Source organism: Saccharopolyspora sp. NPDC050642 (genome assembly GCF_040654735.1).
Taxonomy (GTDB): Bacteria; Actinomycetota; Actinomycetes; order Mycobacteriales; family Pseudonocardiaceae; genus Saccharopolyspora; species Saccharopolyspora elongata.
In genome coordinates this window covers 142,329-156,812 of sequence record NZ_JBFAIN010000012.1, presented here as the reverse complement: position 1 = coordinate 156,812, position 14,484 = coordinate 142,329, and the positions used below count along the sequence as shown (strand labels likewise).

The window sequence follows — 14,484 nt, the reverse complement described above, 5'->3', positions numbered from 1 at the left end:
GCAATGTCCCTTCTGCGGTCGTCTTCTTCCGAGGCTAGCCGCGCACACTCGCAGCACACGTCAGGCGTCGCCGGGATCACCTCGACGGCGCTGCCGTTTTACCTCCGCACGCCGCTTCTTACCAGCGAGACGACGTTGCTGCGAACCCTTGGTCGGTTTGGTGGGCCGACGCTTCGGGGCAGGCGGGGTAACTGCCTCGGCGAGCAGCCTGGCCATCCGTTCCCGAGCGGCCTGGCGGTTGGCGAGCTGCGCGCGATTCTCGGAGGCTGCGATCGTGAGCACGCCGTCGACGAGTCGGTGGGCGAGGCGTTCCACCGCACGTTGCCGCAGAGGTTCTGGGAGCGACGTCGAGCGCGCGAGGTCGAAGGACAGTTCGACCCGCGAGTCCGTTGTGTTGACGCCCTGCCCTCCAGGACCGGAGGACCGCGAAAAGCGCTCCGAGAGCTCGAGCGCAGGGATCGTCCAGCGGCGGGTGACGGGCAAGTCTGCGGGCATACCAGTCAGCATGCCTCACGCTGTTTTGGCCGGTCCTACGGCTGCATCTCGCCTGCCAGAACGCCCAGGCTCCCATTCGAGCTGGCAGATCGAAGGCCGAAGCATGGGAACCTTCCTGTCACCGCTCTGACAGAAAGGTTCCCATGCTTTCAACGCCAGCCGCGGGGTTACTGGGCCGGGCGCCAGCCGGCCACACCGCCGGGCACCGGGGCGTCGGGGGCGTATGGGGTGCGGGTGAAGATGAACGTGTTCAGGTCGAGGTGGGTGGGCACACCGTCGTCGTTGCGCCCCACGCGCAGGATTTCGCCCGAGTAGTAGCCATCCAGCCCGGTCCAGGTGCCATCCGGGTTGGCGCGGAATCGGGATGCCCGCCCGCGCCCCTGCCACGGCGAGAGGTCGAGCAGACCGTCGCGGCGCACCCGCAACACGTAGGGCGTCGGCCCCCAGTACCACTGGCCGGTGAGCTCCAGCAGCCGCAGGTCCGCGTCGCCGCGGGGTTCCCACGGGGCCGGGATCCGGGGCTCGTGCTTCGCGAGCAGGTCCAGCAGGTCGGTCGCGAACAGCCCCGTGACGCCCGCCGTGGTGTTGGCCATGAAGATCACCCCGGTGTTCTCGGCGGGGTCTGCCCAGACGGATGCCAGGAATCCGGGCATCGATCCTGAATGACCGGCGAGCCGACGTCCGCCATGCCGCAGCAGCTGCAGCCCGAGCCCGTAACCGCCTCGCCATTCGGCCCCGTCGTCGACCGACGCCGGCGATCGCATCTCGGCGACGGTGTCCGGGTGCAGCACCTCGCCGCTGTCGCCGATCACGAAACGCGCCCACCGAGCCATGTCGTCGAAGGTCGACCAAAGCTGGCCAGCAGGGGCCATTGCTCCCGCGTCCTCGGCGGGCTCGGGAAGCACCACGTCCGCCCACGGGTGCACTGCGAATCCCTCCGCGTGCGGCGCGACCGGGCTGAGCGTGGTGCGCTTCATCTCGAGCGGCTCAAGGATCTCGCGCTGCAGCACCTCACCCCAAGGGGCTCCGCGCAGCCGGGACACCAGCTCCCCCAGCACACCGAAACCGACATTGGAGTAGTGGAAGCCGTGGCGAGGCGTCGGGCGCAGCGCGGATTCGTCGATGCTGGCCACGAGTTCCTCGGCGCTGCCGCCTGGGGTTCGCTCCCACCACTGCCCGGCGGGTTCCGCAGTCAAGCCGCTTGATTGCGAAAGGATTTCACCGATGCTCCGCTTGCTGATCGAGGTGCCCGGGATGTAGTCGTCGAGCTTGTCGGCGAGGTCGAGGCGGCCTTCGTCGCGCAAGCGCATCACGAGCACGGCGACGAAGGTCTTCGTGATCGAACCGACCCGGTACTGGGTGTCCGTTGTGGAGGCCCGGCCGCCGACCTGCCCACGGCTGTCGACCCAGATCGTCTCGCCGTCGCGGATCAGACCCGCGATCAGCGAGGGAACACGGTTTTCACTCTGCTCCACGGCCAGGCGACGCAGGAGGGCTCGCTGGGTGGAGGGCAGCAGACTCGTCATTCCCCCATGCTTCCACCCCTGTGAAAAGCGGTGTTGAAGCATTCGGAGTCGCGCGACCGGCGTGCGGCTCAGGCGCGAGTGACAGGAAGGTTCCCATGCTCGCACCGAAACCCGTCAGCGGCGGGTGCGGCGGTTGACTCCTCGGGAGATCCCGGTCGCCTCCACCGGGAACCGCACCGGGAGCTTCCCGAGCATGACGAGCACCAGGATGAGCAGAGCGAGCACGATCCATCCGCTCCACCCCAGGAGCCCCGTCGACGCGTTGTCGACCGGGTGCCCGGCCATGCTGAAGACCATGCCCAAACCGGCCGCCGCGTTGAGGAATCCGTGCGCGATGACCGCCGGCCAGACGCTGCGCGACGCGAGCCTGAGCCAGCCCAGCAGCGTTCCCACCAGGGTGCAGAAGCACACCATCATGATGAACGCCACCACGATCGGCAGCGTCGGGTAGTTGTAGCCGAGGATCAGGACCGGCGCGTGCCACAGGCCCCACAGCACGCCGGTCGTCAGGAACGCGCCGGGCTGCCCGAGGGGCAGCAGCGCCTGGGTGAGGTAGCCCCGCCAGCCCAGTTCTTCACCGAGCGCGGGGATGACCTGCAGCCAGCCCAGCCCGAAGACCGCGGCGATCTGCGTGAGCGCGAGCATCCCGGGCGACGTCTCCGGCTCCGCGCCCACCACAGTGCCGCCGAACTGCTCGGCCAGCCCGGAGAAACCAGTCCAGTCGGCCTGGTACACCCCGAGCAGGTAGCCCACCATCAGCGCGAGGGTCGCCACCAGCGGCGACCCCAGCCAGGCGATCAGCGCGTAGGGCCACCACTTCTTGATGCCGCCGGGGTTGGTGATCCCCAGCCCTCGAAGCACCTTCGGCCGCGGGCTGATCCACTTGGTGACCACCAATGCCGCAACCGCCGGCATGAACATCATGAGGAAGAGGACGAGGGGCGCCCAACTCCACGACAGTCCTTCACCGGTCAACCAGAGCGGCAGGGTCAGCAGCCACGCCGGCAAATAGGCGATTGCGACGAAACTGACAACGCCGCGGACGTCCACTCGGTCCTGGTCAGTGCTCACTTCGCCAGTTTGCCAAAACCTCGCTGAGAGCCGGGCTCCAGGCAAGGGGGCTCCCGTCGCACGAAACGACGGGAGCCCCTTGCGCACATTGTCGGTGACGGATCACACGCGACAGCTCATCGACCTCACTCCTTTCGGACGATCGCCCGCAGGATGCGGATCGCGCTCACGACCGAACCAGGCCCCAGAGCGATGCCGAGGAGCGTGTACGAAGCCCATCCTCCGCCGAGAGGTAGGAGCCAGACGAACAGCGTGATCGACACTGATATGTGGACGGCGAGGAACACGATCCTCGTGACCACGCGCTTCAACGGAGCCAGCGCCACCCCCACGGAGAGCGCCCCCACCCCGATGACGAGCACGAGAGCGGGAATGATCATGGATCACCAGCTGTGCGCGGGGTCTGGATTGAGCGTCCCATCCGAACAGAATCTCCTGAACTCATAGTCTTTTGGTATCAATAAGACATCGAGGTTGATGGCCCATGGGTTACCGAGTCGATCGGTATTAGTCGGTTGGCATTGTCCCCAGGGTGTTTCCGATGACGCCAAGGAAGTGTTGCTGAAGCGGAAGAAATCTCCCTTCAGAACCGGACCGTTGCTCCCCGTGCGAACGCCGTCGCGGCTGATGGCCGCGTTGTTGTGGTAGAGGTATTGGTCGGGCATCAGGCTCGCCCGCAATATCGGCGAATAGGGATCGACTTTCCGGACCGTCCCATCGGCGCACGCGTCGAAGCGGAGCTCTTGCCAGATCGGCGGCGCCACGGCGAACAGCGATGTATCGGCTCCGTTCAGGCCATCCCGGGCAAAGAACATCTTGCGGATGTCCTCGATCAGGACGCCGACGCTCGGTGCAATTCGGGCATCGCCGCGAACCCGGACGGTGTACTGCTGCATCGCGGCCGCCGGGCCGGGCTCCGCCAGCATCTGCCGGTAGCCGATGGTTCCACCCGCCGATGTGGTGGCGCGCACGCACGCGGCCGCCCCAGCGGTCGGCTTCCCCGCCACGTCGACCAGCTGCGGTGCCGTTCCACCGGACCCGTAGACCCCGCCGGGCAGGATTCCGTCCCGCATCGGGTTCGCCGTCGTCCAGGCGCTGTTGTGCTCGTTGAGGTTCTGCATCCGATAGGTCAGGTCGGGCTCGGGCACCCCGTAATCGGCGTTGATCGCGCGGATGACGTCGAGCACGAACGGCGGCAGGTGGGTGTCCGCCGTTCGGTGCGAGTAGACGACCGATTCCGATCCGGGAATGACCTGCTTGCCGCCGTCGACCACGAACGACACCGTCGCCTTGGTTCGGATCTTGTACCGGGCGTCGTCGTCGAAGCTGGCCGGCCGCTGGTCGCTGCCCGGCCGGTCCAGGTAGGAGTTGGCGAAGTGGATCCAGCGGGCGATGCTGTGCCCGTCGGGATGGTTCACCGGGTCGACGCCGGACAGTCGGACCTCGTCCTGCCAGGCCCGCACCGCTCGCGCGACGTTGCTCGGCAGACCGGGCTGCGCCAGGATCGCATTCGACCGTTCGATCGCCCAGTCGTGCAGCGCTTGCCGCCCGGCCAACGGCCCGGCGAGCCAGGCGCCCGGCGCCGCGGTGTCGATGTTCTGGTCCTCGTCGAACACCGCGACCGCCTCGACCGATTCCTCGCGGTACTCGCCTTGGATCGGGATGAACGCCACCGCGTCGAAGGCGATGTCCTCATCGCCCGTGCCGTCGGGCGTCACCGAGCTCAGTGTCACCCGCGGAACGACGTTGTCGAACATGTAGGCCCCGATGGACACCCAGCGGTTGCCCTCGCCGGGTTGCTTCGTCACCCGGGACCGCTCGCCCGGCCGAGCATTCACCCGGTAATCGGCCAGGTTGGTGTGCGCCCCGTGGTCCGGCAGCGCGACCATGATCTTCATCGGCCCGGTGTGCGGCCGGTCCAGCGTCCAGGTTCCGGTGACGTCCATCTTGCCGCCCCACGCGCCGGGCTGGCGGGTGTGGGCGAACCAGAAGTGCCCGCCGAACCCGCCGCCGATCTGGTGGAAGTCCACCTTGGACGGATAGCGCCCCTGTGCGTCGGTGGCGAAGTTCAGGTCGAACGTGCCGCTGTTGGTGTGCGGGCGGACGCATTTGTTGCCGTGGCGGTCCGTGGTCCGCACCGGCGGCACCGAATCCGGCACGTCATCGACGATCAGTGCGTTGGGCGGCAGCCCGTCGAGATCGCAGGCGGGCGGATACTTGTTGCCGTCGGGCTGTTCCGGGTAGGTGGTGTCGAACCTGATGAATTCGTTGCCGCAGCTGTAGCCGCAGTCCGCCTTCCAGGTCGCCGGCCAGTGGAACCAGCACTTGAAGTCCGCGCGCAGGCATGCTTCGGCGGCGGCGGGGTCGCACGAGTTGCGCGCGTCGCAGAACAGATCCACCGGTGGCTTCGCCGTCTCGCGGTTCTCCGCGCCGGGTGCGGGTCCGTCGTTCCACCACGCGGCCCGGTATCCGGCGCCGTCCGCGTCGGCCAGCGGATGCCCGGCCCAGCCGATCACCTTCTCCGGGTACGGCCAGTCCTGCGGATGCGACGCGTCGTGGTAGGTGAACTCCAGGAACGGATTCCGGTCGACGGGATAGCGGGGATTCACCGGGTTGGCCCACACCCCATTGGCCGCTCGGGTCGCTGCCCTGCGGGTAGAAGCCGCTGTTGTAGGCCCACAGGGCGTAGAACCAGTTCTCGATCTTCGAGGGGTCGCCGTTGTTGACGACCATCCCCGCCGAACGCGTGGCGTTCCACTTCTGCTGCAGGATCTGCAGCCCGGCAGCCAGGTTCGTGGCGTAGTCCAGCGCGACCGCGCGCTGCTTGTCGGCCGGCCACGCCGGGAGGTCTCCCGGCCGTTCGTGGCCCGCCCGGCGCATGTGGTCGGTGACCTGCGCCATGCCGTAGCCGCAGTCGGCCTCGGCGAAGTCGACGTCCCAGTCGTTGCCCGGGTTCTCGTCGTAGACCTCGGTCCCGTAGTAGTTGCCGATCAGCGGATTGCCGGTCACACCGGGCAGGGCGTGCCAGCTGGCCTGCGCCATGTTCGATTCCTGGGTGAGCACGCCGAGCATGATCTGCGCCGGAACCTCGCCACCGCCTTCCAGCGGGACGGGCGGGAACATCGCTTGCGGCGTCCACGCCGGCAGTCCCGACTGCTTCCAGTTGGCCGGCCGCGGCGGGAACAGGTTGTGCTGCACCGCCTGGTTGGCCGCCCACTCCACCTGGCGCTTGGTGGGCTGGTAAACCTGCGTTCGCGGATCGTTGCGCACCACCGCGCAACTGCGGTCGGGGTCGGTCGGGTCCGCTGCGCTCTGCACGCCGCTGTCCACTTCGGTCAGGTCGAGTCCGGGAGAAGGCTCGCTTCCATCCGGGCCGCGATCGGATTCCGGCACCACGCCGAAGTCGAGCCGAGCGCCGGTCTCCAGCACCTCGGCGGCGATCTCGATCGGCTCGGCCGATTCCGCTGGGAACGGCGCAGCGGTGCGCCCCTCGGCGTCCTTCCGCGGCCCGACGTCCGTGAGCACCAGTTCGCCCGAAGTGGACGGTCGAGCGCGAGCCGGAACGTCGAGTTTCCGGACCGAACGCGGCAGGTCTCCAGTCGCTCCGCCCTCGCCGGTGATGAAAACCTGTCCGCGTGCTCCGGCGGAAATCCGCAGGTGGGAAAGCTTTCCGGTCGCCAGGCCGCGAATCTCGTCATCGTGGAGCCGCTGCACGGTCACACGGTCTCCGGAGCGTTCCAGGAAGACCAGACCACCGTCTGCATCCGGGTGCAGTTCGAACGGGGTCCCGGCCACGTCGGCCTGAACCTCCTGGTGCCCGGACGGGGAAACGCTTATCACCCGGGAACCGTTGGCGGCGAGGATGCCGCGCGACGTCGGCACAGCCGAGGCCACCTGACCTGCTGTGACGATCGCATCGGCGACCGCACCGCGCGCTACGTCGACCTCGACCAGCCGAGTGAGCCCCTTGTCCTCGTGGCCTTCCTGGGTGAAGACGGCGCGATCGTCGGCGCCGCAACCGGGGTTGAAGTGCGCGATGCTGCTCCGCATCGGGAGCTTCACCACAGAGCCGTCGATGAGGTCGACGACCGCGGTGAATGCGCCGCGCCCGGAGAGCACGGCATCGTCGGTGAAGGTGCGCGGCGCGTACGCCACGGCGAGTCGGTCGCCCGAGTTGGCCAGGCAGGCGTTGCCGATCCACTGGTCGGCGGCGACACCGGGTTCCGACAGGGTTGCTGCCGTCCGCCAGCTGTATCCGGTGCGAGCTTCGGCCACCAGGACGTGGAATCCGAATGCGTCGCCGGACGTTGCCCACGCGATGTCCGCGGAGGAACGCCATCGTTCGGATAGCAGGTCGTCGCGCTTCTCCGGAGCCACTTGCGGAGGCGGCTCCGGTCTGTCGACACCCTGTTGCCCTGCAGGCGCCGCCTCGGCGACACCTGGTGGAGAAGAAAAGGCCTGCGTCGCCGGCATCAGCACGGCCGACAACATCACGGCAAGCACTCCTGCGCAGATCCGTCTTCGGAACACTCCCCAACTCCATTCCGATTTTTTACGCAGCACGAAGAACTCCGCCGGACCGCAGATCGAACATGAGCCGAAATCTGCTGATCGCAGCGGAGTGAAACAGGATGCGCGAGTTCTTGCCGCTGACCGAGCTTGTTTCGGTCAGCGGCAAGAAGAGGAACTCACGGGCAATCTAGTGCGCCGACGAAGTTCTGCGGCGTCGCGCCGGGAGCACTGGTAGGCCGGGAGAACAGATTCGCGTAGGCGCACCAGTTCGCACCGGGCCCACCGGGGAACGAATGGAAGGCACGCTGCCCGGGGCGGAGCGTGAACCACTCGTTGTGGTATTCGACTCCGCCGTCCATGTTCCGCCACCCGAGTACGACGTCGACCGAATCCCCGGCCCGCTTGTCATACCAGACGTCGAACTGGCGATAACCGATCCGGTTCGAGCACAGCAAACCGTTTCCGATGTCCCGGCAGGTTATTCCCGCAGCATTGGCCGTTCCAAGCGTTGCACCCATGCAGCCCAATACGGCAAGCATGATAACCAGTGCGCGAATTCCCATTTTTCTGAACGAAGTCAGCATGCAGCACAATCCTTCAGCAGAATCCAAAGAGCCCCAGAGCCACATTCGAGCCAAATATAGCAAGGCGCCCATTTTGGATACCACGTAACCAATGTCACGCAATTTTCCAGAAGGAGAACGCCGATGGCGGTACCCTTGCGGACAATTTTTCCTTTCGCATGTAAATACCAGTTTCCACGGCATGAAAAAGCCCGTGCTCACGGTGTGAGCACGGGCTTCAGGCCTGAACGGCGTCAGGGCCAGTTGGGCAGCGCCGCCGGTGGCAGGCCTTCGTGGACCTTGGTCATCGCGGCGAACCAGGTCCGGGCCGGCACCTTGCCACCGTAGATGTTCCCGCCACTACCGCACAGGTACGGAGGCGAGTCGCTGTTGCTGTCGCAGATGCCTTGCGGCTTCTTGCCGTAGGCGTAGGTCAGCACAGCCCCGGCCATCTGCGGGGTTGCCGCCATGAACCCCGCGGACTGGTGCATCTGGGTCGTTCCGGTCTTGCCGATCATGGGCCGGTTCCAGCCGACGGCCTGCGCTGCCTGGCGAGACGTGCCGTCGGTGTCGTCCTTGCTCATGCCCTGCGCCAGGGCATGAGCAACAGCCGGTGGGACGACCTGCTCACAGCCGGGTTCGTTGAGCTGTACCGGGTTGCCGTGCCGGTCCTTGATCTCTTCGATCGGCGTCGGCGGGCAGTAGACGCCGTCGCTCATGATCGTCGCCGCGACATTGGACAGTTCCAGCACGCTCGTGGGGGTGTAGCCGAGGGTGAAAGCACCGCGGTTGCCCCGCTTGATGGTGTCGGCCTGGGACGGGCCGTTCGAACCGTCCTCCTTCAGCGTCTGGCCGCTGGCGTTGACCCCGGTCATGCCGTTGCGCAGCCCCAGGCGCGTGGCCATGTCCACGGAGTTGTTGAGCCCGACCTTCTCCTGCAACGCAACGAACGACGTGTTCGGGGACGTGGCCAAAGCCATCTGCAGGGTCCTCGGCCCCGGCTGCACGCCGTCGGCGTTCGAGACGGTGTACGGCGCGGTGCCGTTCTTGTACACGCGGGACGTGTAGGACGGCGGCACGTCGACAGTGTCGTAGATGCTCATGCCCTGCTCGATCGCGGCACCCGCGACGAACACCTTGTAGATCGACCCAGCGCCGAACGGCTGGACGCGGCTGACGATGTCGTAAGCCGTCTGGCCCTTGCTCTCGTCGTTCCCGAAGTCCTTGTTGGCTGCCAGCGCCCGAACCTTGTGCTTCTCCTTGCCGGGTTCGACCATCGCGATCGCGTTGGCGATGCCCTCGGTCTGGGTCGGCACCTGGGCTTCGGCGGCGGCCTTGGCCGCGTCGGTGGCCTTGCGGTCGAGCGTCGTGCGGATGGTGTAGCCGCCGGTCTTCAGCTTGTCCTTGTCGATGCCGAGCCGGTTCAGGTAATCCGTGACGTAGGTGCAGAAGAAGCCGTCGGTGGCACCGTCACCGACGCCGGCGCAGCCGTTCGGCGGCCGGCCGAGCGGCGACATCACGCCGAGCGGTTCCTGCTTGGCCCGCTCCGCGTCCTCCTTGGTGATGCGGATGTTGTTGTTCGGGTCCGCCATCAGGTCGATCACGAGGTTGCGGCGCTGCATCGCGTCTTGCGGGTTGCTGTTGGGGTTCAGCGAACCGGGCTGGTTGACGATCGCGGCGAGCAGCGCGGCCTGGGCGATGGTCAGCTTGTCGGACGTGGTGCCGAAATAGGTCTGGGCGGCCGCGCCGACGCCGAAGGTCTGGTTTCCGAACGGCACCACGTTGAGGTATCCGGTGAGGATCTCCTCCTTGGTCATGGTGTGTTCGAGTTCGACGGCGATCTTCGCCTCGCGGAGCTTTCGGGCGATCGTCGATTCCTTGGCCTTCTCGGCCTCCACCTCGGAGTCCGCCGCGACGTGCACGAGGTAGTTCTTCACGTACTGCTGGGTGATCGTGGACGCGCCCTGCGCCGCCTCACCGCTGCTGACGTTGGTCGCCAGCGCGCGCATGGTGCCGTGCCAGTCCACGCCGCCGTGGTCCCAGAAGCGCTTGTCCTCGACCGCGGTGATCGCGGCCTTCATGGTGTCGGAGACCTGATCCGGCGGCGTTTCGATGCGGTACTGGTCGAAGAAGTACGCGATCGGTTCGCCGTCCTTGTCCATGATGGTGGACACCTGCGGCATGTCGCGCCTCGCCAGGGAACCCGACATCTTCGACATGGCGTCGGTCGTCTGGTTGACCATCGCCCCGGCCCCGGTCGCCATCGGCAGCAACAACGCCGCCACCAGCACACCGGCCAGGACGCACAGCCCGAACATCTTCAACAGCACGCCGCCGCGCACGCCAGCCCCAATCACCAAATGTCCACCCGACTCGACCGCCGATCGCAGGGCCCACCTGGGGCCCGCCCCCGCTCGTCCAACGATCGGCCCGGGAGCGTCCCGTCGGCATCGGCCGACGCCCGCTTCTCCCTAGCTGTCAGTCGATTCGTTGATATCACATCCGCCGATCCGCGCGGCGTTGCACCGAACGGCCGAGTCTCCGCCGACAGCCCCACGCTCCCTGCGCGGATCACTACACTTGGTGACCACCGGAGTCGATCACCGCGGAGGAGAAATGACCGACCCGTTCCTGGATTCGCTGGCCACCGCGCTCGCTGGGCAAGCCGCCACCGCGCTCGGCGCCGCCGGAAAGCAGGCGTTGGAGAAGGTCCGCGACCTCCTGCGCCGGAGGTCTCAGAACGATCCGGAGACCAGGGTCGCGCTCGAAGCCGCCGAAGAGGATTCGGCGGGCCAGCCGCAGGTGAAGGCCCTGGCCGAACGACTGGACCAGGTTTGCGCGGAGGACGCCGAGTTCGCGGAGGAGCTGCGCACCGAGGGCGCCAAGGTGCACGAGGAGATCTCGGCCTCCGACAACGCGGTGGTCAACGTGAACCGCGGCGAGGTCAAGAACCTGATCCAGGCGCGCACCATCGAGGGCAACATCACGTTCAACTAGCGCGGCGATCCGACTTGTTCAGGTCGGCCAGGTACTGGTTGTAGGCGGCGAGTTCCGGATCGTCCTCGGCACCGACCGGCGCCGCCGGCGGCGGCACCAGCGGCCGCTTCCGGCGCACGGCCGACTGGGCCTCGACCTGCGGCGCGGCATCTTCCCGAGGCGCGGTCTCCGCAGCTTCCGGCTCCGCCTCGTCCCGGTCCCGGTGCGCTTCCATGCGCATCAGCCGGACCCACAGGAAGATCGTGAACACGCCGAACAGCGGCCACTGCAGGGCGTAGCCGAGGTTCTGGAAGCTTCCCCCTGCTTCGTGCGCGCGGTCCCACTGCCACACGGCCAGGAAGCCGGTGGCGACCGCGGCCACGACGAAAAGCGCGTGCAGAAGCAGCCAACGCGGGGTCAACAGGCTGCGGAACACACCCCGAATTCTAGGCGGTCCCGAGCGGCCGGGTGGCCCGGTGTCGTCACGGGCTGTTCGCCCCGAACACCCGGGGCCGGATTCGCCGATCCGCTGAAGCGCGATTCGGCCGGCTGAAATTCCACGAGATGTGTCCAAGCACACACCGCAGGTCTTACGCGTGGTGACAGGAAGGGAACCTTTCTGTCACCACGACCGGTCGGCTCTCGCGGCGAGTGACAGGAAGGTTCCCATGCTGCGGCTTTCCAACCGGCGGGCAGCGACGGGTGACAGAAAGGTTCCCTTGCTCTCAACCCCGCCGGCGGTGGGAGGCGGCCAGGGGCGTGCCGATGGCGATGAGGATCGCCGCGACGGCGAAGGTCACCGGATAGCCGGACAGCGTGACCAGGGCGCCGAAGCCGATCGAGCCGAGGCCTTGGCCGGCGTCGTAGGCGATGTTCCAGGCGGTGCTGGCCACGCCGGACGCCGTGCGCTCGAACATCACGACCAGGGTGATGTTCTGCACCGCGCCGAACCCGGCCCCGAAGGCAGCCGCGCCGACGAGCGCCACCGGGTCCGCACCCCACGCCGCGACCGCGAGCAGGCCAGTGCCCAAGGCGGCCAGCAGCACCGCGGGCACCAGAACCCGGTTGTGCCCGAGCCGGTCGCCGAGCTGTCCGGCGGCCCACCGGCCGAGCATCGTGGCGGTGCCGAAGGCCAGCAACGCCGCCGGGGCCACCGATCCTGCGATGGCCAGCGGCAGGAACGCTGTGAGCCCGCCGGCTGCGATCGCGGCCGTGGTCATGACGGTCCACGACGGCAGCAGCGCCAGCGGGAACGCCGAGGTGCCGGACCGCTCCACCGTCTTGGCCCGCACTCGCGACATGCCCAGCGCCGCCGCGGTCGCAGCCACCGGTAGTGCCCCGGCGACCCAGAACAGCGGGACGAAGCCGATCGTCTGCGTCAGCCACACGCCGGCGGGCAGGAAGAGGACGTTCGGCAGCCCGATCGACAACCCGTAGAGCCCAGCCGCCCGCCCGCGTTGCGCAGCGGGCACGAGCTCGGCCACCAGGGCGGCGCCGGTCACGGTGAGAAGGCCGAAGCCGACTCCTCGCAAACTGGAGACGCCGAGCAGCAGCCACAGCTCGCTGGACAGCGCGTACAGCGGTGTGGGCAAGCCGATCAGCATCGCGCCCAGCGCGAAAGCGATTCGGTGGTCGATGCGCTTGAGCAGCCATGGCATGCCCAGCTGGGTCAGCACCGTCACGAGCATGAAGACGGCGTTGGTCGCCCCGGCCGCGACCTCGCCCGCACCGCCCGCGACCGCCCACAGCGGGAGGACCGGCATCAGCAGCACATATCCGGCGAAACCGCCGACGGTCGCTACCAGGAGAAGCCGAAAAGACCGGTGCTGCAACGCCGTCCTGCCCTTGGCGGGGGATTCAACCGAGACTCGCACGAGTTCTTGATAGGCCCCGCGACCATGCTTTGTCCATCCGGTCCAAGAAGTCCGAGATGCGCACTCATGGCCGATTGTGGCTTTCGCCTAGATCAGTTTGGCTTGGGCCGTCACTGCGACGGCGAGGAGTTTCTGCATGAATCGGATGCGAGCACTGGCACTGGCGGCCGTGGTCGCGGGATCGGCGTTCGTTCCCGCAGCCGCCACCGCACCGCTGACGATGGCGGCCCCGCCGCCGTGCAGCGAGGAGCCCCGGGAGAACCCGATCAGCGAGTTCACCAGCTACGACGAGGTCCTCGTCGAGCTCGACCGGATCGAGCGGGTGAGCGCGGGTCGCGTCGCGGTGGAAACCGTCGGCGAATCCAACCGGGGCCGCGAGATGCTCCTCGCGCGCGTCGGTACCGGCCCGAAGGTCGTGCTCGTCACCGCCGAGATCCACGGCAACGAGAAGACCGGGCCGGATGCGGTGCTGGACCTGCTCGACTTCCTGGGCACCTCGGATTCCAGCCGGGCCAAGCAGATCCGCGAGCAGCTGACCGTGGTCGCGATGCCGAAGATCAACCCGGACGGAGCCGCGCTCGATCGCCGCGGCAACGACATGACGTGGCAGGAGGTGCAGGCGCGCTTCCCGCAGCTGGCGACCGCGCCACCGTCCTGGAACTACTACACCGAGCCCCGGCAGGGCGACGACTACTCGCAGCGGCCCGGCTTCGACGTCAACCGGGACTACAACCCCGACCTCGACTACCAGCCGCAGCCGCAGGACTTCCCCGGCAGCAGCGACCGGCCGGGCTGGTTCATCAGCCCGGAGACGCAGGCGGTGCGCGACGTCTACCGCTCGCTGCAGGCCGAGTTCGGCGCGGTCGACACCTACATCGACCTGCACCACCAGGGCGCCTGCTACACGGTTCCGGGTACCGACCGGTTCGTGACCTTGAGCCTGTCCGGCAAGTTCGTCGCCGACCCCGCCACCCCGGAGGGCGCCGCGTACGCCGAGTTCGCCGACACCTTCCGGCCTGAGTACTCCAAGCAGCTCAACGTGGCCGCGTACAACGCATTGCAGGCCGCGGCCAACCGCAATCCTGAGTTCGGCAACATCACGCTCTACCCGCAGGACACCAACCTGCCGGGCACCGGCCTCGGCACGTTCCAGCTCAACGGCAGCGGTGCGGTGCTGTTCGAGGTTCGCGGCCAGACCCAGACGCTGGGCGAGCAGCATCGAGCGATGCTGACCCGAGCCGTCTACATCGGACTCGACGGGATCCTCTCTTCGGTCGCCAGCGGCCAGGTCGAGCACCTCGACCCCGCCGCCTACGACCGCATCCCGCCCACCGACCGCGGCAAGCAGACCATGACCGCCACCACCGACATCGAGAACTGACGAACCCGGCACACGACTGGCGGCGCTCGCCGGCTGCGTTCCTGCGCGGCGGCGAGCGCCGTTCGTTCGATACCGGATGCCTCCGG

At 67.6% G+C, this 14,484-nt stretch carries 11 protein-coding genes; 2 read left to right on the top strand and 9 right to left on the bottom strand.

Going from position 1 to position 14,484, the window contains the following annotated elements; translation table 11 throughout:
• Positions 1-60 precede the first annotated feature (60 nt).
• The 7 genes from arfB to AB0H93_RS20655 form a co-directional block, all read right to left on the bottom strand.
• The gene (gene arfB / locus AB0H93_RS20685; protein ID WP_358574556.1) at positions 61-495 is read right to left on the bottom strand and encodes an alternative ribosome rescue aminoacyl-tRNA hydrolase ArfB; all 435 of its coding nucleotides are present in this window, start codon (positions 493-495) and stop codon (positions 61-63) included.
• 167 nt (positions 496-662) lie between these two features.
• Positions 663-2,021, bottom strand: coding sequence for a serine hydrolase domain-containing protein (locus AB0H93_RS20680; RefSeq protein WP_358574554.1), 1,359 nt, complete (start codon positions 2,019-2,021; stop codon positions 663-665).
• Positions 2,022-2,135: 114 nt separating this feature from the next.
• Complete coding sequence (locus AB0H93_RS20675; RefSeq protein ID WP_358574552.1) at positions 2,136-3,092, bottom strand: type II CAAX endopeptidase family protein; 957 nt, start codon at positions 3,090-3,092, stop codon at positions 2,136-2,138.
• Positions 3,093-3,217: 125 nt separating this feature from the next.
• Positions 3,218-3,454, bottom strand: a complete 237-nt coding sequence (locus AB0H93_RS20670; RefSeq protein ID WP_358574551.1) for a hypothetical protein — start codon at positions 3,452-3,454, stop codon at positions 3,218-3,220.
• Between the two features lie 21 nt (positions 3,455-3,475).
• Positions 3,476-5,701, bottom strand: coding sequence for a hypothetical protein (locus AB0H93_RS20665; protein ID WP_358574550.1), 2,226 nt, complete (start codon positions 5,699-5,701; stop codon positions 3,476-3,478).
• 2,079 nt (positions 5,702-7,780) lie between these two features.
• Complete coding sequence (locus AB0H93_RS20660) at positions 7,781-8,188, bottom strand: hypothetical protein (RefSeq protein WP_358574549.1); 408 nt, start codon at positions 8,186-8,188, stop codon at positions 7,781-7,783.
• A 233-nt stretch (positions 8,189-8,421) separates the two neighbouring features.
• Positions 8,422-10,485 (bottom strand): transglycosylase domain-containing protein, encoded by a 2,064-nt coding sequence (locus AB0H93_RS20655; protein ID WP_358574630.1) that lies wholly within the window; start codon positions 10,483-10,485, stop codon positions 8,422-8,424.
• 298 nt (positions 10,486-10,783) lie between these two features.
• Here AB0H93_RS20655 and AB0H93_RS20650 point away from each other — a divergent pair, with 298 nt between their 5' ends.
• On the top strand, positions 10,784-11,164 hold the full coding sequence (locus AB0H93_RS20650; RefSeq protein ID WP_358574547.1) for a hypothetical protein: 381 nt from the start codon (positions 10,784-10,786) through the stop codon (positions 11,162-11,164).
• On the opposite strand, the gene AB0H93_RS20645 is transcribed toward AB0H93_RS20650, so the two are convergent.
• Positions 11,157-11,579, bottom strand: a complete 423-nt coding sequence (locus AB0H93_RS20645; protein WP_358574546.1) for a hypothetical protein — start codon at positions 11,577-11,579, stop codon at positions 11,157-11,159. The genes AB0H93_RS20650 and AB0H93_RS20645 overlap by 8 nt on opposite strands.
• Before the next feature lie 289 nt (positions 11,580-11,868).
• On the bottom strand, positions 11,869-13,017 hold the full coding sequence (locus AB0H93_RS20640; protein WP_358574545.1) for an MFS transporter: 1,149 nt from the start codon (positions 13,015-13,017) through the stop codon (positions 11,869-11,871).
• 136 nt (positions 13,018-13,153) lie between these two features.
• Here AB0H93_RS20640 and AB0H93_RS20635 point away from each other — a divergent pair, with 136 nt between their 5' ends.
• Positions 13,154-14,398, top strand: a complete 1,245-nt coding sequence (locus AB0H93_RS20635) for a M14 family zinc carboxypeptidase (RefSeq protein ID WP_358574544.1) — start codon at positions 13,154-13,156, stop codon at positions 14,396-14,398.
• The last annotated feature ends 86 nt before the right edge of the window (positions 14,399-14,484 follow it).